This is a genomic window from Pasteurella dagmatis, from assembly GCF_900186835.1.
Lineage (GTDB): Bacteria > Pseudomonadota > Gammaproteobacteria > Enterobacterales > Pasteurellaceae > Pasteurella > Pasteurella dagmatis.
Genome location: NZ_LT906448.1, coordinates 771,106 through 794,153 on the forward strand (window position 1 = coordinate 771,106; position 23,048 = coordinate 794,153).

General features: G+C 36.6%; 19 protein-coding genes. 10 read left to right on the forward strand and 9 right to left on the reverse strand.

Going from position 1 to position 23,048, the window contains the following annotated elements; translation table 11 throughout:
- Nucleotides 1-2 precede the first annotated feature (2 nt).
- Nucleotides 3-4,490, forward strand: coding sequence for a chromosome partition protein MukB (gene mukB, locus CKV78_RS03570; protein ID WP_005762119.1), 4,488 nt, complete (start codon nucleotides 3-5; stop codon nucleotides 4,488-4,490).
- Nucleotides 4,491-4,568: 78 nt separating this feature from the next.
- Here mukB and CKV78_RS03575 read toward each other — a convergent pair whose 3' ends face one another.
- Nucleotides 4,569-5,021: a DUF302 domain-containing protein gene (locus CKV78_RS03575; RefSeq protein ID WP_032855145.1), complete on the reverse strand. Its 453-nt coding sequence runs from the start codon at nucleotides 5,019-5,021 to the stop codon at nucleotides 4,569-4,571.
- A gap of 169 nt (nucleotides 5,022-5,190) precedes the next feature.
- Between CKV78_RS03575 and CKV78_RS03580 the strand changes: the two genes are divergently transcribed.
- Nucleotides 5,191-6,060 carry a hypothetical protein gene (locus CKV78_RS03580; protein ID WP_005762123.1) on the forward strand — a complete coding sequence of 290 codons (870 nt, stop codon included), beginning with the start codon at nucleotides 5,191-5,193 and terminating at the stop codon, nucleotides 6,058-6,060.
- A 100-nt stretch (nucleotides 6,061-6,160) separates the two neighbouring features.
- Nucleotides 6,161-7,591, forward strand: coding sequence for an exodeoxyribonuclease I (gene sbcB, locus CKV78_RS03585; protein ID WP_005762124.1), 1,431 nt, complete (start codon nucleotides 6,161-6,163; stop codon nucleotides 7,589-7,591).
- 672 nt (nucleotides 7,592-8,263) lie between these two features.
- Here the strand turns inward: sbcB and CKV78_RS03590 are convergent.
- Nucleotides 8,264-8,905, reverse strand: coding sequence for a DUF6630 family protein (locus CKV78_RS03590; RefSeq protein ID WP_032855146.1), 642 nt, complete (start codon nucleotides 8,903-8,905; stop codon nucleotides 8,264-8,266).
- A gap of 255 nt (nucleotides 8,906-9,160) precedes the next feature.
- Here CKV78_RS03590 and CKV78_RS03595 point away from each other — a divergent pair, with 255 nt between their 5' ends.
- The 3 genes from CKV78_RS03595 to CKV78_RS03605 are packed head-to-tail and all read left to right on the forward strand — an operon-like array spanning nucleotide 9,161 to nucleotide 10,217.
- Nucleotides 9,161-9,472: a DUF883 family protein gene (locus tag CKV78_RS03595; protein WP_005762126.1), complete on the forward strand. Its 312-nt coding sequence runs from the start codon at nucleotides 9,161-9,163 to the stop codon at nucleotides 9,470-9,472.
- Nucleotides 9,473-9,531: 59 nt separating this feature from the next.
- Nucleotides 9,532-9,942, forward strand: a complete 411-nt coding sequence (locus CKV78_RS03600) for a phage holin family protein (protein WP_005762127.1) — start codon at nucleotides 9,532-9,534, stop codon at nucleotides 9,940-9,942.
- Nucleotides 9,939-10,217: a hypothetical protein gene (locus CKV78_RS03605; RefSeq protein WP_005762128.1), complete on the forward strand. Its 279-nt coding sequence runs from the start codon at nucleotides 9,939-9,941 to the stop codon at nucleotides 10,215-10,217. The genes CKV78_RS03600 and CKV78_RS03605 overlap by 4 nt, the downstream gene beginning before the upstream one ends.
- A 57-nt stretch (nucleotides 10,218-10,274) precedes the next feature.
- On the opposite strand, the gene topA is transcribed toward CKV78_RS03605, so the two are convergent.
- Complete coding sequence (gene topA, locus CKV78_RS03610; RefSeq protein ID WP_005762130.1) at nucleotides 10,275-12,881, reverse strand: type I DNA topoisomerase; 2,607 nt, start codon at nucleotides 12,879-12,881, stop codon at nucleotides 10,275-10,277.
- Between the two features lie 97 nt (nucleotides 12,882-12,978).
- Between topA and CKV78_RS03615 the strand changes: the two genes are divergently transcribed.
- The gene (locus tag CKV78_RS03615; RefSeq protein WP_005762131.1) at nucleotides 12,979-13,869 is read left to right on the forward strand and encodes a LysR family transcriptional regulator; all 891 of its coding nucleotides are present in this window, start codon (nucleotides 12,979-12,981) and stop codon (nucleotides 13,867-13,869) included.
- A 5-nt stretch (nucleotides 13,870-13,874) separates the two neighbouring features.
- On the opposite strand, the gene rnm is transcribed toward CKV78_RS03615, so the two are convergent.
- The 3 genes from rnm to pepN form a co-directional block, all read right to left on the reverse strand.
- Nucleotides 13,875-14,708, reverse strand: coding sequence for an RNase RNM (gene rnm, locus CKV78_RS03620; protein ID WP_005762132.1), 834 nt, complete (start codon nucleotides 14,706-14,708; stop codon nucleotides 13,875-13,877).
- A 73-nt stretch (nucleotides 14,709-14,781) separates the two neighbouring features.
- The gene (gene pyrD, locus CKV78_RS03625; protein ID WP_005762133.1) at nucleotides 14,782-15,801 is read right to left on the reverse strand and encodes a quinone-dependent dihydroorotate dehydrogenase; all 1,020 of its coding nucleotides are present in this window, start codon (nucleotides 15,799-15,801) and stop codon (nucleotides 14,782-14,784) included.
- Nucleotides 15,802-15,974: 173 nt separating this feature from the next.
- Nucleotides 15,975-18,584 (reverse strand): aminopeptidase N, encoded by a 2,610-nt coding sequence (gene pepN, locus CKV78_RS03630; RefSeq protein WP_005762134.1) that lies wholly within the window; start codon nucleotides 18,582-18,584, stop codon nucleotides 15,975-15,977.
- 179 nt (nucleotides 18,585-18,763) lie between these two features.
- Here pepN and purE point away from each other — a divergent pair, with 179 nt between their 5' ends.
- From purE to CKV78_RS03645, 3 genes are all read left to right on the forward strand, one after another.
- Entirely contained in the window at nucleotides 18,764-19,276 is a 513-nt protein-coding gene (gene purE / locus CKV78_RS03635; RefSeq protein ID WP_005762135.1) for a 5-(carboxyamino)imidazole ribonucleotide mutase, read from the forward strand.
- Between the two features lie 59 nt (nucleotides 19,277-19,335).
- Nucleotides 19,336-20,424 (forward strand): 5-(carboxyamino)imidazole ribonucleotide synthase, encoded by a 1,089-nt coding sequence (purK, locus tag CKV78_RS03640; protein WP_005762136.1) that lies wholly within the window; start codon nucleotides 19,336-19,338, stop codon nucleotides 20,422-20,424.
- Nucleotides 20,425-20,568: 144 nt separating this feature from the next.
- Nucleotides 20,569-21,759: an amino acid aminotransferase gene (locus tag CKV78_RS03645; protein WP_032855147.1), complete on the forward strand. Its 1,191-nt coding sequence runs from the start codon at nucleotides 20,569-20,571 to the stop codon at nucleotides 21,757-21,759.
- A gap of 76 nt (nucleotides 21,760-21,835) precedes the next feature.
- Here the strand turns inward: CKV78_RS03645 and moaE are convergent, their stop codons facing one another.
- From moaE to moaC, 3 genes are read right to left on the reverse strand one after another with little or no spacing between them, the layout of a single operon-like run.
- Complete coding sequence (gene moaE / locus CKV78_RS03650) at nucleotides 21,836-22,288, reverse strand: molybdopterin synthase catalytic subunit MoaE (RefSeq protein ID WP_005762138.1); 453 nt, start codon at nucleotides 22,286-22,288, stop codon at nucleotides 21,836-21,838.
- Complete coding sequence (gene moaD, locus CKV78_RS03655) at nucleotides 22,289-22,534, reverse strand: molybdopterin synthase sulfur carrier subunit (protein ID WP_005762139.1); 246 nt, start codon at nucleotides 22,532-22,534, stop codon at nucleotides 22,289-22,291.
- A gap of 9 nt (nucleotides 22,535-22,543) precedes the next feature.
- Nucleotides 22,544-23,020, reverse strand: a complete 477-nt coding sequence (gene moaC, locus CKV78_RS03660; protein ID WP_005762140.1) for a cyclic pyranopterin monophosphate synthase MoaC — start codon at nucleotides 23,018-23,020, stop codon at nucleotides 22,544-22,546.
- Nucleotides 23,021-23,048: the final 28 nt, after the last annotated feature.

Genomic DNA, 23,048 nt, shown 5'->3' on the forward strand with positions numbered 1-23,048 from the left:
GAATGTCTGAAGAATTAGCCCTTGAAAACATCGAACAAGCAGAATCTGTTGTTCCTCAAGCTACCCTTAACCACGCTCACAATGTGCCGCGTGGTAAATTCCGTTCATTAACTTTAATTAACTGGAACGGTTTTTTTGCACGTACTTTTGATTTAGATGAATTAGTGACGACGCTTTCTGGAGGTAATGGTGCGGGTAAATCTACCACAATGGCAGGCTTTGTGACTGCATTGATTCCTGATTTAACCTTATTACATTTCCGTAATACCACAGAGGCGGGCGCTACTAGTGGTTCACGTGATAAAGGGTTACACGGTAAGTTACGTCCAGGTGTGTGTTATGCGGCATTAGATACGATCAACTCACGCAACCAACGAATTATCGTCGGAGCAAGACTACAACAAGTGGCAGGGCGTGATAAAAAAGTGGATATCAAAACCTTCTCTATTCAAGGTTTAGCCTTATCTGAAAATCCAACAGCTGTTTTCACTGAAATTGTTGGCGAACGCCAAGCGCGCGTGCTTTCATTAAATGAATTAAAAGACAAAATGGAGCAGGTGGGCGCACAGTTTAAGCAATATCATTCTATTACGGATTACCATGGAATGATGTTCGATTTAGGGATTATCCCTAAACGTCTGCGTTCTTCTTCTGACCGTAGCAAATTCTATAAATTGATCGAGGCTTCTCTTTACGGTGGTATTTCAAGTGCGATCACCCGTTCTTTACGTGACTATTTATTGCCTGAAAACTTAGGCGTGCGTAAAGCGTTCCAAGATATGGAAAGCGCATTACGTGAAAACCGTATGACTTTAGAAGCGATCAAAGTGACTCAATCTGATCGTGATTTATTCAAACATTTAATTACTGAAACTACCAACTATGTGGCCTCAGACTATATGCGTAATGCAAATGAACGTCGTGGCAACATCGAAAGTGCGGTGCGTTTTCGCCAAGATTGGTATAAAGCCAAATCAGAACAACGTCTTTCCCAACAACGTTTAGTCGAATTAAGTCGTGAGTCAGCAGAATTAGCAGAAAACGAAAAAACATTGGAAGTGGATCACCAAAGTGCGGTTGATCACTTGAATTTAGTACTCAATGCGTTACGCCATCAAGAAAAAATTTCACGTTATCAAGAAGATGTTGCAGAAATTGTTGAACGTTTAGAAGAGCAAAAAATCGTTGTTGAAACCGCAAATGAGCATTTAGAAGAAGCGCAAATGCACGTTGAGCAAACTGAGCACGAAGTGGATCAAATTCGTGCACAATTAGCGGATTATCAACAAGCATTAGATGCACAACAAACCCGAGCATTACAATATCAACAAGCTATCGCTGCACTTGAAAAAGCAAAAACATTATGTGGCTTAGCGGATTTAAGTGTTAAAAATATTGATGCGTATCATGAAGAATTTGATGCTCACGCAGAAAGTTTGACTGAACAAGTGCTTGAACTTGAACATAAAATGTCAATTTCTGAAGCCGCAAAAACGCAATTCGACAAAGCTTATCAGCTTGTGTGTAAAGTGGCTGGCGACATTCCACGTTCAGCGGCATTTGAGCAAGCAAAAGAATTGTTACGTGAATATCCAAGCCAAAAAGTACAAGCCCAACAAACACCACAATTGCGTGCTAAGTTACACGAACTTGAACAGCGTTATGCACAACAACAAAGTGCGGTGCGTTTATTAAAAGATTTTAATCAACGTGCAAACTTAGATTTAACGACCACAGACGAGTTGGAAGAATACCACGCAGAACAAGAAGCATTGTTGGAAGATGTGAGCGCAGAATTATCTGAACAAGTGGAACAACGCTCAACTTTACGTCAAAAACGCGAACAATTGACCGCACTTTATAACGAAAATGCACAAAAAGCGCCAGCTTGGTTGACTGCACAATCTGCGTTAGAACGCTTACAAGAGCAAAGTGGACAATCGTTTACAGATAGCCAAGATGTCATGAATTTTATGCAATCACAATTGGTGAAAGAACGTGAATTGACGATTGAACGTGACCAATTAGAGCAAAAACGCCAACAATTAGAAGCACAAGTTTCACGTTTAAGCCAGCCAGATGGTTCAGAAGATGCTCGTTTGAATGTGCTTGCAGAGCGTTTTGGTGGTGTGTTGCTTTCAGAGCTTTATGATGATGTACCAATTGAAGATGCGCCTTATTTCTCAGCACTTTATGGACCTGCACGCCACGCGATTGTGGTGCGTGATTTGGAAGCTATCAAAGCACAATTAGAACAATTAGAAGATTGCCCAGATGATCTCTACTTAATCGAGGGCGACCCAGCAGCGTTTGATGATAGTGTTCTATCTGCTCAAGAACTGGCACACGGTGTAGTTGTTCAGGTGTCTGAACGTGAATTACGTTATTCAAAATTCCCTGACATTCCATTATTTGGACGTGCAGCGCGTGAGAAATATTTAGAAGAGTTACAAGTACAACGTGATGAAGTTGCAGAGCAGTACGCACAGCGTGCATTTGATGTCCAAAAATGCCAGCGTTTGCACGAACATTTCAGCCAATTCGTGGGGTTACATCTTGCATTAGCCTTCCAACCAAACCCTGAAGAATTAATGGCAGAAATTGCTCAGCAACGTAATGAAATTGAACGTGAATTAAATCACTTTAATACAACAGAACAGCAATTACGTATTCAGTTAGACAGTGCAAAAGAGAAAATGCAACTGTTGAATAAAATTCTTCCTCAGTTAGCCTTGCTTGCAGATGAAAGTTTAATTGATCGTATTGAAGAATGCCGTGAGCAACTAGATATTGCAGAGCAAGATGAGTTATTTATTCGTCAATACGGCGCTACGTTGTCACAATTAGAACTAATTGCGAATACTTTACAAAGCGATCCAGAAAATTATGAACGCTTAAAAGCAGATTATGAGCAAGCCATTTCTCAACAAAAACAGGTTCAACAACGCTTATTTGCATTGGCTGATGTGGTACAGCGTAAACCACATTTTGCTTATGAAGAACGAGTCCAATCTGAAACGTCAGAATTAAACGAACAATTACGTGCACGATTAGAGGAAATGCAGCAACAGCGTGAACTTCAGCGTGAGCAGTTACGCCAAAAACAAGCACAATATAGTAATTACAACCGTGTATATATTGAGCTACAAACTTCATTCAATAACAAAAATCAAATGTTACAAGAGTTGTTGCAAGAAGTTGGCGAGTTAGGCGTGAGAGCAGATGAAGGCGCAGAAGAACGAGCACGACAACGCCGTGATGAATTGCATCAATTATTATCGACGAGCCGTACTCGCCGCTCACAAGTCGAAAAACAATTAACCTTAATTGAAAGTGAGGCAAATGGTTTAGCTGCACGCATTCGTAAAGCAGAACGTGATTATAAAACACAGCGTGAATTAGTGGTTGCAGCCAAAGTGAGCTGGTGTGTGGTGATGCGTTTATCTCGAGGAAGTGATGTGGAAAAACGTTTAAATCGCCGTGAGTTTGCTTATTTATCTGCAGATGAATTGCGTTCAATGTCGGATAAAGCGTTGGGTGCATTACGTACTGCAGTGGCTGACAATGAATATTTACGCGACAGCCTGCGTTTATCAGAAGATAACCGTAAGCCAGAAAATAAAGTCCGCTTCTTTATTGCCGTGTATCAACATTTACGTGAGCGTATTCGTCAAGACATCATTAAAACAGATGATCCAATTGATGCAATTGAGCAAATGGAAATTGAGTTGTCTCGTTTAACCGATGAGTTGACACGTCGTGAGCAAAAATTGGCAATCAGTTCTGAAAGTGTGGCAAACATTATGCGTAAGACTATTCAACGTGAACAAAACCGTATTCGTATGTTGAATCAGGGCTTACAAAATATTGCGTTTGGTCAGGTGAAATCGGTGCGTTTAGTGGTGAATATTCGTGACACCCACGCAATGTTGCTTGATGCTTTATCAGGCACACAAGAAGAGTATCAAGATCTCTTCACGGATAATCGAATGACTTTCTCAGAAGCTATTGCCAAACTTTATCAACGTTTAAACCCACATATTGATATGGGGCAACGTACTGCACAAACTATTGGTGAAGAGTTACTCGATTATCGTAATTATCTCGATCTTGAAGTGGAAGTGTATCGTGGTGCTGACGGTTGGTTGCGTGCAGAAAGTGGCGCATTATCAACAGGTGAGGCGATCGGTACAGGTATGTCAATCTTATTAATGGTTGTACAAAGTTGGGAAGAAGAATCCCGTCGTATTCGCGGTAAAGATATTGTGCCTTGTCGCTTATTATTCTTAGACGAAGCTGCACGTTTAGATGCCAAATCCATTTCAACCTTATTTGAATTATGTGAGCGTTTAGATATGCAATTGCTTATCGCTGCACCTGAAAATATCAGCCCAGAAAAAGGCACAACCTATAAGCTGGTGCGTAAAATTGCAGGCAACCAGGAACACGTTCACGTGGTTGGCTTGCGTGGATTTGGTGCAACAGAGTAGTTAAAGACGAGAAAAAGTGCGGTCAAAACTTTCAATATTTTGACCGCACTTTCTGTTTCAATGATAAGAGAAAATGAATTACTTTTTAGTAACAATGCTTGGAATTAATTTCTCTGCACCTTTTAATTTTCCATATATGTCTTCAGATAAACCGTGTTTTTTACCAATAGTATCAGTATCATTTAAGGTTACAAATACTTCACCCGTTTTATCTTCCCAAACAAGTGCTTTGATAGGTAAATCAATTGCTAAAGTTGGCGAAGCAATCATCATTGGAGTTCCCACTTTGGGTGTACCAAAAATCACTACACTGGCAAAAGGCATAGTTAAACCAGCCTCTTTAGCCGCCGCTTGATGATCAATAACCGTAAAGACTTTCATGCCTTTTTCAGTCACAGCATTTTTAATTTTTTCTACAGTTTCGACTGCAGTATATTCACTTTTGACTGTTTTAAGTGCCGTATTCTCAGCTTGAGCAAACATTGTTGTTAAAGCTAAAGGTAATGCGAGCAGCAATGATTTGAATTTCATATTTATCTCCATTTATTGATATAAAAGTCCTTCGTATTCTAGGCATATTAAATATACATTTCAACTAACAAATAAGATTGAAACGTATTTAAATTTTTTCATTGGTTCTTTCTTCATAAACAAGAAAAAGATTATAATCGAACCTTTCTAACCACTTAAGGAAAGCAAAATGCATAATCTTATTATTGCCGTTCTCTGCAGTGTAGCGGTTTCAGTTTTACTTAAAGTTGCACGTAAAAAAAATATTGTAATTCAACAAGCGATTGCCTTTAATTATATTGTCGCACTTGGGTTAAGTTACTTTTTATTAAAACCTGACTTTAAAGGATTAGGTTTCACAGAGTTTGTGGTGCAAAGTGAAAATGCGCCAGTATTTTTCGCACTCGGTATCTTATTACCTACAGTGTTTATCATTATGTCGAAGGCTGTTGAATTTGCGGGCATTGTTCGCTCTGATGCAGCACAACGGCTATCGTTATTTTTACCTATCGTTGCTGCCTTTTTAATTTTTGGTGAACAACTAAGCCAAGCACGTTTAATTGGCATTATATTGGCGTTCGTAGCGTTGTTCTGTCTATTAAATAAACCGACAGATACAGAAAGCAACATTAAAGGTATGGTTGGACTTATTTTAGTTTGGTTTGGTTACGGTATTATCGATATTCTGTTTAAACAAGTTGCGAAAAGTGGCGGTGCATTCCCAGCAACGTTATTTATTTCCTTTGTGTTAGCAGCCTGTGTAATGTTTGGTTATTTATTACTAAAACGTGAAGTGTTTACAGTACCAAGTTTTGTTGGAGGGATTATTCTCGGTGGTTTAAACTTTATGAACATTCTTTTCTATATTAAAGCGCACCAAAGCTTCAGCGAAAATCCAACATTAGTTTTTGCGGGAATGAACATTGGCGTGATTTGTTTAGGCACGATTACCGGGGCATTAGTCTTTAAAGAAAAAATAAGCAAAATCAATGGGGTAGGGATAGCCATTGGAATTTCAGCTATTTTCTGCTTATTCTATTTAGATAAAATCATCAATTAACCCTCAAATTTATGATAAGAGCCGCACAAAAGTGCGGTTTCTTTTTTCTCAATTTTCTCTGTTGTGTTAGAATCCCTTTTATTTTCAATCGAGTTTTCCTATGTCCACAACAGGTGATTTCAGCTTTTTTATTTACGATTATGAAAGCTTTGGTGTCAATCCAGCTTCTGATCGCCCAGCTCAATTTGCTGGCATTCGTACTGATATTGATTTCAATATTATTGGTGAACCAGTAATGCTGTATTGCAAGCAAACTAACGATTATTTGCCTTCACCAGAAGCTGTTTTAGTGACTGGCATTACACCACAAGAATGTAATGAAAAGGGGATTTCTGAACCCGAATTTGCTGAGCGAATTTTGCAAGAATTTAGCCAGCCAAATACTTGTGTCATGGGATTTAATAATATTCGTTATGACGATGAAATGACCCGTTATACGTTTTACCGTAATTTCATTGATCCTTATGAATATAGCTGGAAAAATGGTAATTCACGTTGGGATTTACTTGATCTTGTCCGTGCTTGTTATGCACTTCGTCCAGAAGGAATTAATTGGGCACATGATGAAAATGGTATGCCATCATTTCGCTTGGAAAAATTAACACAGGTAAATGGCATAGAACATAGTAATGCACACGATGCAATGGCCGATGTTTATGCAACGATTGCAATGGCAAAACTAATCAAAGAAAAACAACCGAAACTTTTTCAGTTTTTCTTTGAGAATCGTGGTAAGAAAGAAATTGAAAACCTAATTGATGTTGCTAATATGACACCTTTAGTTCACGTGTCGGGTATGTTAGGTAATTATCGTGGAAATACTGCTTGGGTTGTGCCACTTGCCTGGCATCCAATCAATCAAAATGCTGTAATTGTTTGCGATTTATCGGCAAATCTTGATGATTTACTCACTAAAAGTGCTGCTGAATTACGTCAAAATTTATATACGCCCAAAGCAGAACTCTTAGAAAAAGGGATTTTACCTGTTCCATTGAAATTAGTTCATATTAATAAATGCCCAATTTTAGCCCCCGCTAAAGTTTTATTGCCAGAGAATGCACTGCGCTTGGGAATTGATAGAGAATTCTGTTTGCAAAATTTACAACGCTTAAAAAATTCTGCAAACATTCGTGACATTGTCACTGATATTTTTACAAATGAAGATAAAGTGTTTGAACCAAGCTTAAATGTGGAAACTGAGCTATATAGTGGATTCTTTGATTTTAGCGATAAAAACAATATGGCGATTTTGAGAAATTTACCAGTAGATAAACTTGCTGAGCACGGTTTGGCATTCAAAGATAAACGAATACCTGAATTATTATTTCATTATCGAGCAAGACATCATTTCAGTACATTAACACGTGCAGAACAAATCAAATGGCAAAAATATCGCCATAAGAAACTTGAACAAAGTGCGGTCGAATTTGAGCAAAATTTACAACGCTTAATTGAAGAGAATCATAATAACCCTGAGAAGTTGGAATTATTAAAAAAAGTTTATGAATATGGTGCTAAATTATTAGCCTAATTATGAGAAAATAGTGATAACGCTAGATAAATAATTCAATACATCAGATAAGATAAAATTTCAGATTTTACGTAGCGCAATCAAAAAAATAAAAGCCGTAGCGAAAAAAGCTACGGTTTTTTATTTTCCCTCCAACAAAAATGCAATCTTTATATTTAAATTTAGCTTACATTGTAAATATGTCAGGGTATAACTCTGTAAACATACCTGTGACAAGGTGCTATAAACCAATATTTAACATTGCTTAGATAGTAAATGTGACTTGTGTATAAGTCTGTGATTTTCTTAGTACGTAGTTTTTACTAACCTTATAACTAATTTCGCATAATGTATATTATGTTAAATTAAATGTTAATGTGACACTATTGTTCAATGAACTAACTACCCTAGGTATAAATTTGTATATAGGAATATAATTTTAAGAAAAGATTATTTGAATAGAGTTAATTTAGATCACTTCTATTTTATGAATTTATATAGGAAGCTATAAGATAATTTTCCTTATAGAAAAATCTAAGAAATAAAACCATTTATTATATAAAGGTTCATCAAAAGTAATTTGATGAAATAAATTTGTTATCTGTGACATCGTCACCAGGATAGAAATAAAAAACCATCTTTGTATTAGAGCAAAGATGGTTTTCTTTATCTTTAATTTATAGATGAGCTTTTTTAAAATGGTTGATTGGCTTCTCTGACCAAAATCCCCCATTTTTGCGATGCTGATTCAAACGCTTCTTTTTGATTTTTTAAAATTGTAATTATACAGTAAGAATCGCTATTGGTCTCTGCATTGTATAAAAGTATGCCTTCTTTATAAAAATATTCATGAGCTATTTTCATCAATTCTTCAGGTAAATCTTCTTCTAGATTTTTTTGTGTCCATTCTATCTCTTTTATGTGATAAAACTTTGTAATTTTACTAACTCGCCATATGAATTCATCACTATCACGCCAGTCGATAAAAAAGAGAGCTATTTCACTTGGCAAATGTTCTGATAAAGCAAAATTGAGCAGTTCTTCTGGCTTCCAACTATCCTGTTCCCCTAATTTATTTATAATTTCATCTGCTAATTTTTCAAAACTATAAACAGATTTTAACCATTGCCGAAAATTTTCTTTATCTGAAGTTGTTTCATCTCCAAATAAAATTCGTACGACAAGGCAAGGCATGATGAAAAAGAAAGTGAGAAAAACAGAACTTAATCTCATCAAAAATGAGGATTCTTTATCAATGAATAAATTTTTAATGGCAGCAAAAGGCAGTACGAAAACGGTAATAAGTGAAGTGATAATACGTTGAAAACAATTCATTTGAGCTCCTAGATCATCTAATACTACTACTTTCACTATAACCTAGAAATCATATGATATATAGCAGTTTCTATATTCTTTATGGTGTTATAATTTGACCAATTATGTGCTAATTCCTTTAAAAAAGAAGGTTATTTTAATATCATTTTTTATGCTATCAATTTGACTTTTTGATTCAGATCAGTTTAGTATGGATCTGTCTAGCTTATTTTTTGAGTTAGATCATTCCTTAAAAATTAATGGAGGTATCTATAAATGAGTAAAGAATTCGATAAGAAACGCGATGAGTTATTAAGTGAAATCCGTGATATTTTAGATAATGCGGAAGAGCTTTTTGATGAGAAATCAAAAGCTGGTGCAGATGAACTCAAAAAACTTAAATCGAGTCTTGATTCACGAGTTTCTAAATTACAGAAACAATTCGGTTCATTAAAAGAGGATGCTGTAGCGGGAACTAAAGAAGTTATCAAGCAAACTGATGAATTAGTACAAGACAATCCTTATAAAGCGATTGGTGTTGCTGGAGTGATTGGTTTATTGTTAGGTGTCTTAATCTCTAAGAGATAAGTCTTTACGGTTGTAAAAGGCTACAAAATGTAGCCTTTTCTTACAATTTAGGACGATAAATGCAAATTTTACATAAAGTTAAAAATATTACCCTAACCTCATTAGAGCTAATTCATGTTCGTTTAGAAATGGCGAGAATTGAGCTCGTTGAACAAAAGAATTTTCTCGTAACCTTGTTTACAGCATTATTCTTGATCTTAATTTTATTATTAATTTCTTTTATAAGTTTATTGTTTGGTTTAAATAGTATTATTGCACCAGAAATTAAACACCTTGTTTTCTTTGGTATAAGTGCGGGTGCTTTTTTGATTATTTTGATTTTATTACTGGTAATGCGTAATACCGTAACAAAACAACGTAATTTTATGGTGACTACCCTTGATGAAGTGAAAAATGACATCCAGGCACTGAAAGGTGCTTTAAGTAGCCAAAACAAGAAAGGATCTAGTAGTGATACGGAGCTTTTATGAGAACAGAACTTGATGAAGAAAAAGAATTATTAATTATGAAGGGAAATGCATTACGTATGAAACTTTACGGGCTTGCTAAGAAACCTAAAGCAGATAATTCATCTTTTCTAGCCGATTCGGTTTCACAAATCGCATCTTCATTAAATCAGCCTGTTGTGCGCTCTCTTGCAGTCTCTCTTTTGAGTAAAAAACTCTTAAGTTCCAAGTTTTTGGCTTACTCTGCATTGGGGGCTATTGCTTTATTTTTATTAAATAAGAGTGATAAAACAGAATAAGCATTCATTCAAGAAGAAAAGACTAGCAATTACTCTAGTCTTTTCTTTTTGCAAAAATTATTTTTTTCTTTCAACCCATTGATTATCAAGATAATCAACAATCCACTTAGTCGCTTTACCATTCTTTTCAGAAGTTACATATTGGCGTTTTTCTTTTCGGCTAAAACGGATAATAGCATCATTTCCTTCTGGATCTAATTGTGGAGCATCCGCTAAATAACGTAATTTTTCAGGTAAGCGATCGCGATATAATGCTAATTCGGCTACTTTTGGTGCACGTGTTTCACGAGATTTTGGGAAGTTATGTGCTGACATAAACACACCGCTTGCTCCATCACGTAATACAAAATAAGCATCTGATTTTTCACATTTTAATTCAGGGAAATGAGTTGGCTCTTCTTTTGGTGGAGCAACTTCGCCATTTTTGAGAATTTTACGGGTATTGTCACAGTTTGTGCAGCCCATATATTTACCAAAACGACCAAGTTTCAAATGCATATCTGCACCACATTTATCACATTGTACGATTGGACCATCATATCCTTTAATTTTGAAACTTCCCTGCTCCAATACATAGCCATCACAATTTGGGTTATTACCGCAAATATGTATTTTACGTTGAGGATCAATTACATAACTATCCATAGCAGTACTACATTTTGGACAGCGTTTACGTTCCATTAAGGCTTTTGTTTCAGAAGATTCGTCTAATACGTTTAATAATTCAACTTCTGGAATCAAATTGATTGTTGTTTTACAACGTTCTTTTGGAGGTAATGCATAGCCAGAACATCCTAAAAATACGCCAGTGCTCGCTGTACGAATTGCCATTTTACGGCCACAAGTTGGACAATCTATATCAGTTGGAACCAAACTATTTGGTTTCATTCCACCTTCAAGCTCATCTAATTCTGCTTGAGTCAATTTTTCAGAAAAATCTTTAAAGAATTGATCTAATTCTGTTTTCCAATTTTTCTCACCATTTGCGATTTGGTCCAAAATATTTTCCATATTCGCTGTAAAATCATAGTTCATCAAATCTGCAAAGGATTGATTTAAGCGATCTGTCACAATTTCTCCCATTTTTTCCGCATAGAAACGACGGTTTTCTACACGAACGTAACCCCGCTCTTGAATAGTCGAAATAATAGCTGCATAAGTTGATGGGCGACCAATACCACGTTTTTCTAATTCTTTAACTAACGCTGCCTCACTGAAACGCGCAGGTGGTTTTGTGAAATGTTGTTCTGGTAATACTTCTTTTAGAGTAAGTTTATCGTTCACAGACACATTTGGTAGTACTTGATCTTCAGCACTTTTACTCATTGCTGGCAACACTTTTGTCCAACCATCAAAACGTAAAATACGCCCTTTCGCTTTTAATTCATAGTCTCCTGCTTTTACTACCAGTGTTGTGCTGTCATATTGTGCCGCAGGCATTTGGCAAGCAACAAATTGGCGCCAAATTAAATCATATAAACGAATTGCATCTTTTTCCATACCCGCCAAGCTTTCTGCTAATGTATTTACATCAGAAGGGCGAATAGCTTCGTGAGCTTCTTGAGCATTGTCTTTGCTTGAATAGAAATTAGGTTTTGTTGGCAAATATTGATTGCCATAATGTAACTCAATATAACCACGCACCATATTTAATGCATCTTGGCTTAAATTAGTTGAGTCTGTACGCATATAAGTGATGTAACCTGCTTCATATAAGCGTTGTGCTAACATCATTGTCTTTTTAACCCCAAATCCTAAACGCGTACTTGCAGTTTGTTGTAAAGTTGAGGTAATAAAAGGTGCTTTGGGTTTAGAGCTTGTTGGCTTGGTTTCTAATTCTGAAACGACATAATCAGATTTTTGCAAGAAATCGACCGCACTTCGAGCATCTTTCTCATTTTTTGGATCGAATTTCTTACCTTTAAATTGAGTAACTTCTAAGTGAAGTGCATCTTTTACTTGAGTTTGAGTAAGAACATCAACTACCCAATATTCTTCAGGCTGAAAAGCTTTAATTTCACGCTCTCGCTCTACAAGTAATTTAACTGCAACTGATTGTACTCGACCAGCTGATAAACCACGTGCAACTTTTTTCCACAATAATGGAGACACCATAAAACCTACAACACGGTCTAAGAAACGGCGCGTTTGCTGCGCATTTACACGATCTAAATTTAGGTGTTCAGGTTTATCAAAAGCTTGTTTAATCGCATTCTTTGTAATTTCATTAAATACTACACGGCTGAAACGTGAATCATCACCACCGATAACTTCACGTAAATGCCACGCAATCGCTTCTCCTTCTCTATCCAAATCGGTTGCTAGGTAAATATGATCAGCCTTTTTGGCGAGGGATTTGAGTTCAGAAACAACTTTCTCTTTGCCCGGTAAAATTTGATAATTGGCTTTCCATTGGTGATAAGGGTCGATTCCCATACGTTTCACCAATGCATTACGATCTTTTTCTTGTTTGAGCGCTAATTTTTCTTCTGTACTTAATCCTTTTGTTGAAACCGGTTTTGCTTTTTCGCCCGTACTTGAACCTACCGTTGGCAAATCACGAATGTGACCAACACTAGATTTAACAATATAATCGCTACCTAAATATTTATTAATGGTCTTCGCTTTAGCTGGCGATTCCACAATAACCAGGGATTTACTCATTATTTATTACCCAATTTACTCAAACTTATATAAAATAGTCGCTATATTGCTAACTATCTGCTTTCAGGTCAACTCTTTTTTTAAAAAAGGTATATAAATGGACAAACTCAATGCAATCTCTGTCTTTTGCAAAGTCATCGAAACGCAAAGTTTTACACAAGCTGCAGCGCAGCAAAATATTTCGGTTGCTATGGCAAGCAAATTAGTTGCTCAACTTGAAGAACAACTTAAGACAAGATTATTACAACGTACAACTCGGAAAATCTCACCTACAGAAGCTGGACTTGTTTACTATCAACGCTGTCTGCCAATTTTAGTTGAGCTAGAAGAAGCTGAATCAAGTATAAGTTCACTAGCCACTGCATTACAGGGAAACTTGACTATTTCCGTACCACGTGATTTTGGCTTGCTCTTTATTACGCCAAATCTTGCTTCTTTTATTAAAGCACATCCCAATTTGCACATAGACATTTCTTTTAATGATCGAATGATGGATTTAATTTCTGAAGGTTATGATCTCGCCTTGCGAATTGGTCATTTACAAGATAGTTCGTTAGTAGCAAAAAAAATAGCCACTGCTTCAATGCATGTTGTAGCTTCTCCTGAGTATTTAGAAAAGAATGGTACACCACAAACACCGGAAGAATTACACAAGCATCATTGTTTATTGTATAAAGCACGAGGCAACCAAATTTATTGGGAATTTCAGCAAAAAAAACAACTTTGTCGTGTCAAAATGCAATCAAGAATGGTATGCAATAATGGTATGACTTTAATGGAAATTGCAAAAACAGGCTTAGGGATTATTAATACACCAAGCTTTTTCATTCAAGAAGCCTTAAAAAATGGAGAACTTGTAGAGATTTTAGCTGATTATGAACAGCAACCACTTGATATTAATGTGGTTTACCCGCATCGACGTCATTTGCCAGCCAAAACCAAAGCATTTATTGAGTTTTTACAAGATTTAAAACTCTGCCAATTTTGATAAGGTTAGCAATTTATTAATTTATCCCAAATAGGTTCACAACCATCTGGTAAATGTAAGGATTTACCTAATTCAATCCAACTGCAAGGGAAATGAAAATCTGACCCCACAGAACTTAATAATTCATTTTCCTTTGCCCATTTGGCTAATAACAAACGTTGATCTTTAGTTTGACCACAACCGGAAACTTCAATTCCATCACCACCCCATTGTTTAAAATCTGTGATCAGTTTTTTTAGCCACTTCGTTGTCATTGTATAACGTAATGGGTGAGCTAATACAGCCAAGCCTCCTGCTTGATGAATAGTATCAATTGCGGTTGGAATATCACACCACTGTGATTTCACATAGCAGGATTTTCCTTGTGACAAGTATTTTTTAAAGGCCTGATTTTCATTGCTAACCTTACCTAGTCGTACTAATAAACGAGCATAATGGGCACGAGTTACTTCGCCTGTAGCAAATTTTTTAGCCTCATCAAAGGCATTCAATACACCAATTTTTGCTAGTTTCTCACCTATTTCAATCGCTCTTTGATGACGTAATGCTGCTTGTTGACCTAAAAGTGCGGTCATTTTTTCACAATTTTCATTAAAGCCTAAACCAACAATATGAATTGCTCGATTTTCCCAATAGGTAGAGATTTCGACACCGTTGATTAATTGAATGCCTTGTTGATTCGCGGCTTGTTTGGCTTCTGCTAGGCCTGATACAGTATCGTGATCTGTAAGAGCCAAAACATTGACACCTTTTTCAGCAGCTCTATTCACAACATCAGTTGGTGATAAAACACCATCGGATGCTGTACTATGACAATGCAAATCATAAATTACTGTCATTTTTGATTCCTAAATAAAAAGTGCGGTCATTTTTCAAAAAATTTCCCGCACTTTATTGAATAAGTATAGAAAATTATTTGATTGTTTCCACTAATTGTTTGATTAATTTTGGACCGTGATAAATCAATCCAGAATATAGTTGTAATAATTCTGCGCCTGCACTGAGTTTTTCTTGTGCATTTTGTACACAATCAATACCGCCACTGCCAATAATCGGAATACTGCCTTTAAGTTCTTGATGTAAATAAGCGATGATTTCGGTGCTTTTATTTTGCAATGGTTTACCACTTAAACCGCCTTGTTGTTCTGCATTTTTAAGACCGTTCACGGTATCACGTGAAATTGTTGTATTAGTCGCAATGACCCCATCCATTTTGTGACGATGTAACGTATCTGCGATTTGTACTAACTCCGCTTTCGTTAAATCAGGAGCGATTTTCACTGCAATCGGCACATATTTATTATATTGCTGAGTTAAAATTTGCTGTCTTTCTTTTATGCTTTGCAATAAATCATCTAATGCATCGCCATATTGTAATTGGCGTAAGCCTGGAGAGTTTGGGGAAGATATATTGATTGTGATGTAGTCTGCGTAGTTATAAGCTTTATTTAAGCAGAAAATATAATCCGCCTTGCCATTTTCTACGCTAGTAAAGGTATTTTTACCAATATTAATGCCTAAAATACCGTCATATTTTGCTTGTTTGACATTTTCGATCAGATAATCAATACCATAATTATTGAAACCGTTGCGATTAATAATACCCTCTGCTTCAGGTAGGCGGAATTGACGAGGTTTTGGGTTGCCGTCTTGCGCCAATGGTGTTACGGTACCAACTTCAATAAAACCAAACCCCATTGCACCAAAGCCGTCAATCGCCTCACCATTTTTATCAGCGCCTGCAGCTAAACCAATTGGATTCTTAAATTGTAGTCCCATTACTGTTTTTGGAGAACCAGTCGGGCAAGATAAAATCATTTTCAAAAGGGGATTTAAAGGCGATTTTCCAATAATTTTTAACGCCTGAATAGTAAGATCGTGTGCTTTTTCAGCATCAAGGGAAAAAAGTGCCTTGCGGACTAATGAATACATACTCGTTTATCTCTCTGGATAGTTTAACTGTGAATACGCACTGAATTATACGCTTTTCAACATAAAAAGTAATGAAAAAATTCTAGTATTTTTAGCTAATTAAGTTTGAAGCAGGTCATAAAAAAGTGCGGTCAAAATTTTACTTTTTTAACCGCACTTTGGGTTTCTATGAATTATTGCAAGGCTTTTTCGATTTTCTCATATAAATCACGAGAAACCTTTTCTAGCTCACTTATACGCTCTAAACCACGTTTCATCAAAGTTTGGCGTTGACCGTCATAACGAGAGAAACGAATTAATGGCTCTATTAAACGAGAAGCTACTTGCGGATTACTTTCATTTAAACGGATAAGAACATCAGTCAAGAACCGGTAACCTGAACCATCAATAGCGTGGAACGCTTTGAGGTTTTGATTTGCGAAACTACCGACCAATGCACGTAAACGGTTAGGGTTATTAAAATTGAAACTTGGGTGATCCATTAATTTCATTACATTTAACAATACATCTTCATCGGGGCGTGTTGCTTGTAGTGCAAACCATTTATCCATCACTAAACCATCATGCTGCCATTTGCTTTCAAAATCAGCTAATAACGAATCACGGCAAGGTAATTGCGCTTTAGTTGCTGCACTCAATGCTGCAAGTGTATCAGTCATATTGTTCGCATAACTATAATGCTTGTTAACAATATTATTCCCTACAGTGGTATAAGCCAAGTAGCTCACACACAGATTACGCAGAGCACGTAACGTAATATCTTCTGCTGTCACACGGTATTCGTCCAAACGAATTTCGTTATACACTTTCAATAGCGTTTGTTTGAGGCTTTCTGCAATCGTACGTACCATAAAATCACGCACAAATGTAATTCCCTCTGGGTCTATAGTTTTGAATAGCTCTGCAAATTCAGTGACTTTAGGTAATGTAAGAATTAATGTAGCAAGTTCAGGATCTTGTTGATAATGATCTAAGACTTGATACAACTCTGATAAAATTTCAGCCGAAAACTCAAGTGTTTTACTCTGTTGATGACGAGTTAAGTTACGACGTAACTCCATAGAATAAAGCATTTGCGCAACATCCCAACGAACAAAATGATTTTCTGCATGACGAAGTAACGTTACTAATTGTGCAGTACTATATTCGTAATTTAATTTCACTGGTGCAGAAAAATCACAGAGTAATGCCGGCACTGGTTTACTATGAATATTAGTAAAAGTAAAAGTTTGTTCCGTTTGTTTCACATCTAAAACTGGATTAACCTCTTTGCCCTCATTTTCTAAGGTGAGAGGTATGCCAGATTTATCATATAAGGCAATTTTTAATGGAATATGTAAGTTCACTTTTTCCATTTGATCTGACGTTGGTGGTGTCATTTGCGAAACATGTAGAGAATAAACCGCTTTTTGTTCATCATAACTATCAGAAATAGTCAATTCTGGTGTACCTGATTGACTATACCAATGGCGGAACTGTGTTAAATCAATACCTGATGCACGTTCCATTGCAGAAACAAAATCTTCACAAGTGGCGGCCTTACCATCTTGCTCTTCCACATAAAGACGCATTCCTTTTTGGAAACCTTCTTCGCCTAATAACGTATGCATCATACGAATGACTTCAGCCCCTTTTTCATACACTGTCATTGTATAGAAATTATTCATCTCAATGACTTTTTCAGGGCGAATTGGGTGAGACATTGGGCTTGCATCTTCGGCAAATTGTGCTGTGCGTAATAAGCGAACATCCTCAATACGTTTACCTGAACGAGACCATAAATCTGAAGTAAACTCTTGATCGCGGAAAACCGTTAAACCCTCTTTTAAGCTTAGCTGGAACCAATCACGACAAGTAATACGGTTACCTGTCCAGTTATGGAAATACTCATGAGCAATGACACTTTCAACAGCTAAATAATCTTCATCTGTGGCTGTGCTCGGGTTAGCGAGCACAAATTTTGAGTTAAAAATATTTAACCCTTTGTTTTCCATCGCCCCCATATTGAAGAAATCGACTGCCACAATCATATAAATATCTAAATCATATTCTAAACCAAATCGCTCTTCATCCCATTTCATTGAGCGTTTTAAACTTTGCATTGCCCAAGCAGCACGATCTAAATTGCCACGGTCAACATAAAGTTCGAGTGCGACCTCGCGTCCACTTTTCGTGATAAAGGTGTCTTTTAATAGATCAAAATCCCCTGCCACTAAAGCAAATAAATAGCTTGGTTTCGGGAATGGGTCATTCCATTCAACCCAGTGGCGACCGTCTGGTAACTCGCCGCTTGTGATGCGGTTACCATTCGATAATAAATAAGGATATTTGCTTTTTTCTGCTGTAATTCTAGTAGTATAGCGTGCAAGCACATCTGGGCGGTCGAGCATATAAGTGATTTGCCGGAAACCTTCTGCTTCACATTGAGTACAAATGCCCTCACCTGATTGATATAAGCCTTGTAATGAGGTATTTTTTTCAGGGTGTAAGATCGTAACAATTTCTAGTTCAAACTGATTTTCTTTTAATTGGCTCAGATCTAAAGTTAAACTTTCGCTATCTTGCTTAAAATGTTTGAAATCTTTGCCATTTAATTTAATGGTCGAAAATTGGAAACTATGACCATCTAAACGTAATTTTATTGCTTCTGGATTTAAACGCTTATATTGGCTAGTCGCGGTAACAATTGTTTTCTTAGAATTGAGTTGAAAATCAAGGAAAATATTGCTGACAGTGAAATCAGGCGCCTTATAATCTTTTCTATATTTTGCTTTAGCTTGCATAAAAAAACCTATTTCTTTTTTCGAACTGAAAAACTTGATTAGGATATGACTTTATATCCTAAGTTGCAATCAGATTTTACTTCATCAAACCTTAACCAAACACTAAGCAAACGTTTGCTTATTGTTTATAGTATGCTATCCTAGGTAGGTTTTTATTTTTTGATTTTATAAGGAAAAAAATGTCACACACCCCCTCTTCAACAGAACCTCAAATTGCGATTGTAATGGGCTCAAAAAGCGATTGGTTGACAATGCAAGAAGCCACTCAAATCCTTGATGAATTACAACTGTCTTATCACGTTGAGATCGTTTCTGCACACCGGACTCCCGACAAACTTTTTAAGTTTGCAGAAAGTGCGGTTGAAAAAGGTTATAAAGTGATTATTGCAGGTGCTGGTGGCGCAGCACATTTACCTGGAATGATTGCAGCAAAAACTTTAGTGCCTGTGTTGGGTGTACCAGTAAAAAGCTCTATGTTAAATGGTGTGGATAGTCTTTATTCTATCGTACAAATGCCAAAAGGAATCCCAGTAGGAACATTAGCTATTGGTCCCGCAGGTGCAGCGAATGCAGGTTTGCTAGCTGCACAAATTCTAGCGTCGTTTGATAGCGCGCTTTTGGATCGTTTAATACGATTTAGAGAAAATCAAACTAATACAGTGTTGGACAATCCCGATCCACGTGTCCAATAATATTTTCGTTTGTCTGATGATTCCTGCTATTTTAAATTTTTCCAACTGGTTTTTATTTTATGCAAAAAAGTGCTTTATACCCGACGGTTTATGTTCTTGGAAATGGTCAACTTGGTCGTATGTTACGTTATGCTGGGGCACCATTAGATATTCATGTACAGCCTCTTCCTTTTGATGCACCTGTCTTTGATTTACCTCAGAACAGTATTATTACCGCAGAAATTGAGCGTTGGGAAAAAACACCTTTAACAGAAATGTTAGGCAATCATAAGCTTTTTGTGAATCAAAGCGTATTTGCAACACTAGCTGATCGTTTGTCACAAAAGTCACTCCTTGATGAATTAGCATTACCAACTTCACCTTGGTGCCTATTAAAAGAAGAAAATCAATGGCAACAGGTTTTTACTGATGTAGGTGAAAAAGTTGTTGTTAAACGCCGTATGGGTGGTTATGACGGTCGTGGTCAATGGATTGTAGATCAAACGAATATACAATCCATAACACAAGACTTATATGGAGAAACAATTGCTGAAAAATTTATTCCATTTGATTACGAAGTATCTATCGTAGGAGCTCGTTTTAGAAATGGCAAAACTCGTTTTTACCCAGTAACTCACAACTTACAACAAAATGGTATTTTACGTTATAGTGTGGTCGATACCAATTTTCCTCAACAAGCGCATCAGCAACTACAGGCTGAAGCCATGTTAGGCAAAATTATGCATAGACTAAATTATGTTGGTGTAATGGCGATGGAATGTTTTGTCGTTGGGGATCAATTATTAATTAATGAACTTGCGCCACGTGTACATAATAGTGGCCATTGGACACAATTAGGTTGCTCAATTAGCCAATTTGAATTGCATTTACGTGCATTATTAGACTTACCTACCCCAGAACTGACATCAATTGAACCAAGTGTGATGATAAACTTAATTGGTACAGAACATAATGTTAATTGGTTGAATACTGCATTTAGCCAGTTACATTGGTATGGTAAAGAAGTCCGCCCTGGTCGTAAAGTCGGACACATCAATTTAGCACACCCCGATAAACAAGTATTAATTTTATTACTTGAAAAATTAAGTAGAGAACTACCTGAAGATTATAAATCTGGTCTAAATTGGGTGATAGAAAAACTAAAATAATTCAATTTATCGAATAGTTTTTTAAAAATATTCTAAACAACTGAATTAATTTTTAAATTTCCTTGATGCAGGCTTGATAATATTTTCCTCGTGCAGTATAACATAGCTGACTATGACGAAATACAACAATGTAAGGATTTAATTATGTTTGAAAACATTACCGCAGCACCCGCAGATCCGATTTTAGGTTTAGGAGAGTCGTTTAAAACTGAAACTCGTGATAATAAAATCAATTTAGGAATTGGTGTTTATAAAGATAGTCACGGTAATACACCTATTATGAAAGCAGTTAAAGAAGCTGAAAGACGCTTGTTTGAGCTTGAAATAACCAAAAATTATTTGGCTATTGATGGTGTGGCAGAATTTAATGTTTATACAAAAGAATTATTATTTGGGGCAAAATCTGATGTAGTTAAACAAGGGCGTGCCAAAACTGTACAAAGTCTAGGTGGTACAGGTGCATTACGTATTGCAGCAGAATTCATTAAACGTCAAACCAAATCACAAAATGTTTGGATCAGTTCACCAACTTGGCCAAATCATAATGCAATATTCAAAGCAGTTGGTATGACTATCCGTGAATACCGTTACTATGATGCAGATAAAAAATGTTTAGATTGGGATAATTTAATTGCCGATTTAAGTCATGCTGGAGAAGGTGATGTTGTGTTGCTTCATGGTTGCTGTCATAATCCAACAGGTATCGACCCAACACCAGAACAATGGCAAAAACTTGCAGATTTGTCGGCAAAAAATGGATGGCTACCACTCTTCGACTTCGCATACCAAGGGTTTGCAAATGGCTTGGACGAAGATGCATTTGGCTTACGTACTTTTGCGAAAAACCATAAAGAATTATTAGTCGCAAGTTCCTATTCGAAAAACTTTGGTTTATATAATGAACGTGTTGGTGCATTCACATTAGTCGCCGCTACAGAAGAAATTGCAACCACTGCATTAACTCAAGTAAAAACCATTATTCGTACATTGTACTCAAATCCAGCTTCTCATGGTGCAACAACTGTTTCTATGGTATTGAAAGACGCTCAACTTCGTCAAGAATGGATAGATGAATTGGCAGAAATGCGTGACCGTATTAAAACGATGCGGAGCCAATTTGTAGAATTGTTGAAAGAATTTGGTGCAGATCGTGATTTTAGCTTTATCATAGACCAAAACGGTATGTTCTCATTTTGTGGTTTAAACCCAGAACAAATGGACCGCTTAAAAGACGAATTTGCAGTTTATGCAGTACGTTCTGGCCGCATAAATGTGGCTGGTATTACTGAAGATAACATCCGTTACTTATGTGAAAGTATTGTGAAAGTATTATAATTTTCTTATTATGATAAATAACCGCACCTTAAAGTGCGGTTATTTTTTTGAACATTTTTCTATTTTTGACTTTGCGTCACCAACGTTCTAATGCTTCCTGATCGCTATCACGACTTTCAATCCAGCGTTCACCTTTTTTAGTTCGTTCTTTTTTCCAGAACGGAGCTCTACTTTTCAAAAAATCCATAATAAATTCATTAGCCTGATAGGCATCACCACGATGTGCAGAACTGACTCCGACTAACACGATTTCATCACCAGTTTGCAATAACCCTACGCGGTGAATCACTGAAACTCGTTGGATATCCCAACGGGCTTTAGCTTGAGTCACAATTTCATTTAATGCTTTTTTAGTCATGGCTGGGTAATGCTCAAGATAAAGACTAGACACTTCATCGCCTAAGTTCAGATCACGTACTTTACCGACGAAAATCACAATTGCACCTACTGAGTTTTGTTCAGACAACCAGCGATAAACCTCATTTTGATCGAAGGGCTGTTCTTGTACCGCAATTTGAATATTGTGCATTTATCCTCCTGTAACAGGTGGAAAAAATGCAATTTCATCACCCGATTTAACTGCACTTTCTAATGGCATTAAAGATTGGTTAATCGCAACTAATAATTTGCCTTGTTCTAAAGCTAATGCCCAGCAATCACCTTTTTTTACTAGATGTTGGCGAACTTGTTCTGCCGTTTCAAACATCGCAGGCAATTCCAAACTATCAACACCAATTAATTCTCTTGTTTGTGCAAAAAATAAGATTTTTAACATTGTATTTCCTTATTTCGCGATAAAATGACCTGATTTTCCACCGCTCTTTTCTAATAAGCGGACTTGCTCGATCACAATATCTTTTTGTATTGCCTTGCACATATCATAAATAGTCAGTGCAGCAACGCTCGCAGCCGTTAAAGCTTCCATTTCTACACCTGTTTTTCCACTTAATTTGCATAAGCTTTCAATACGAACCTGATTATGTTCTACAATTGGCGTTAAGATAACTTCAACTTTTGATAATAACAATGGGTGGCATAATGGAATTAAATCCCAAGTACGTTTTGCTGCCTGAATCCCCGCAATACGCGCAGTTGCAAACACATCACCTTTATGATGTTGGCCTGACATAATCATGGATAAAGTTTCTGGTGACATTGTCACGAATGCTTCTGCTCTTGCTTCTCTTACCGTATCCTGTTTGGCAGAAACATCAACCATATTGGCTTCGCCTTGACTGTTAATATGGGTAAATGTGCTCATAAATTCTCATTATAAAGTTAGATAATAG

What these genes read in the sequence shown, in the direction of transcription:
- mukB (WP_005762119.1), top strand. Translation starts at nt 3, where the DNA reads ATGTCTGAAGAATTAGCCCTTGAAAACATCGAACAAGCAGAATCTGTT.
- CKV78_RS03575 (WP_032855145.1), bottom strand. Translation starts at nt 5,021, where the DNA reads ATGAAATTCAAATCATTGCTGCTCGCATTACCTTTAGCTTTAACAACA.
- CKV78_RS03580 (WP_005762123.1), top strand. Translation starts at nt 5,191, where the DNA reads ATGCATAATCTTATTATTGCCGTTCTCTGCAGTGTAGCGGTTTCAGTT.
- sbcB (WP_005762124.1), top strand. Translation starts at nt 6,161, where the DNA reads ATGTCCACAACAGGTGATTTCAGCTTTTTTATTTACGATTATGAAAGC.
- CKV78_RS03590 (WP_032855146.1), bottom strand. Translation starts at nt 8,905, where the DNA reads ATGAATTGTTTTCAACGTATTATCACTTCACTTATTACCGTTTTCGTA.
- CKV78_RS03595 (WP_005762126.1), top strand. Translation starts at nt 9,161, where the DNA reads ATGAGTAAAGAATTCGATAAGAAACGCGATGAGTTATTAAGTGAAATC.
- CKV78_RS03600 (WP_005762127.1), top strand. Translation starts at nt 9,532, where the DNA reads ATGCAAATTTTACATAAAGTTAAAAATATTACCCTAACCTCATTAGAG.
- CKV78_RS03605 (WP_005762128.1), top strand. Translation starts at nt 9,939, where the DNA reads ATGAGAACAGAACTTGATGAAGAAAAAGAATTATTAATTATGAAGGGA.
- topA (WP_005762130.1), bottom strand. Translation starts at nt 12,881, where the DNA reads ATGAGTAAATCCCTGGTTATTGTGGAATCGCCAGCTAAAGCGAAGACC.
- CKV78_RS03615 (WP_005762131.1), top strand. Translation starts at nt 12,979, where the DNA reads ATGGACAAACTCAATGCAATCTCTGTCTTTTGCAAAGTCATCGAAACG.
- rnm (WP_005762132.1), bottom strand. Translation starts at nt 14,708, where the DNA reads ATGACAGTAATTTATGATTTGCATTGTCATAGTACAGCATCCGATGGT.
- pyrD (WP_005762133.1), bottom strand. Translation starts at nt 15,801, where the DNA reads ATGTATTCATTAGTCCGCAAGGCACTTTTTTCCCTTGATGCTGAAAAA.
- pepN (WP_005762134.1), bottom strand. Translation starts at nt 18,584, where the DNA reads ATGCAAGCTAAAGCAAAATATAGAAAAGATTATAAGGCGCCTGATTTC.
- purE (WP_005762135.1), top strand. Translation starts at nt 18,764, where the DNA reads ATGTCACACACCCCCTCTTCAACAGAACCTCAAATTGCGATTGTAATG.
- purK (WP_005762136.1), top strand. Translation starts at nt 19,336, where the DNA reads ATGCAAAAAAGTGCTTTATACCCGACGGTTTATGTTCTTGGAAATGGT.
- CKV78_RS03645 (WP_032855147.1), top strand. Translation starts at nt 20,569, where the DNA reads ATGTTTGAAAACATTACCGCAGCACCCGCAGATCCGATTTTAGGTTTA.
- moaE (WP_005762138.1), bottom strand. Translation starts at nt 22,288, where the DNA reads ATGCACAATATTCAAATTGCGGTACAAGAACAGCCCTTCGATCAAAAT.
- moaD (WP_005762139.1), bottom strand. Translation starts at nt 22,534, where the DNA reads ATGTTAAAAATCTTATTTTTTGCACAAACAAGAGAATTAATTGGTGTT.
- moaC (WP_005762140.1), bottom strand. Translation starts at nt 23,020, where the DNA reads ATGAGCACATTTACCCATATTAACAGTCAAGGCGAAGCCAATATGGTT.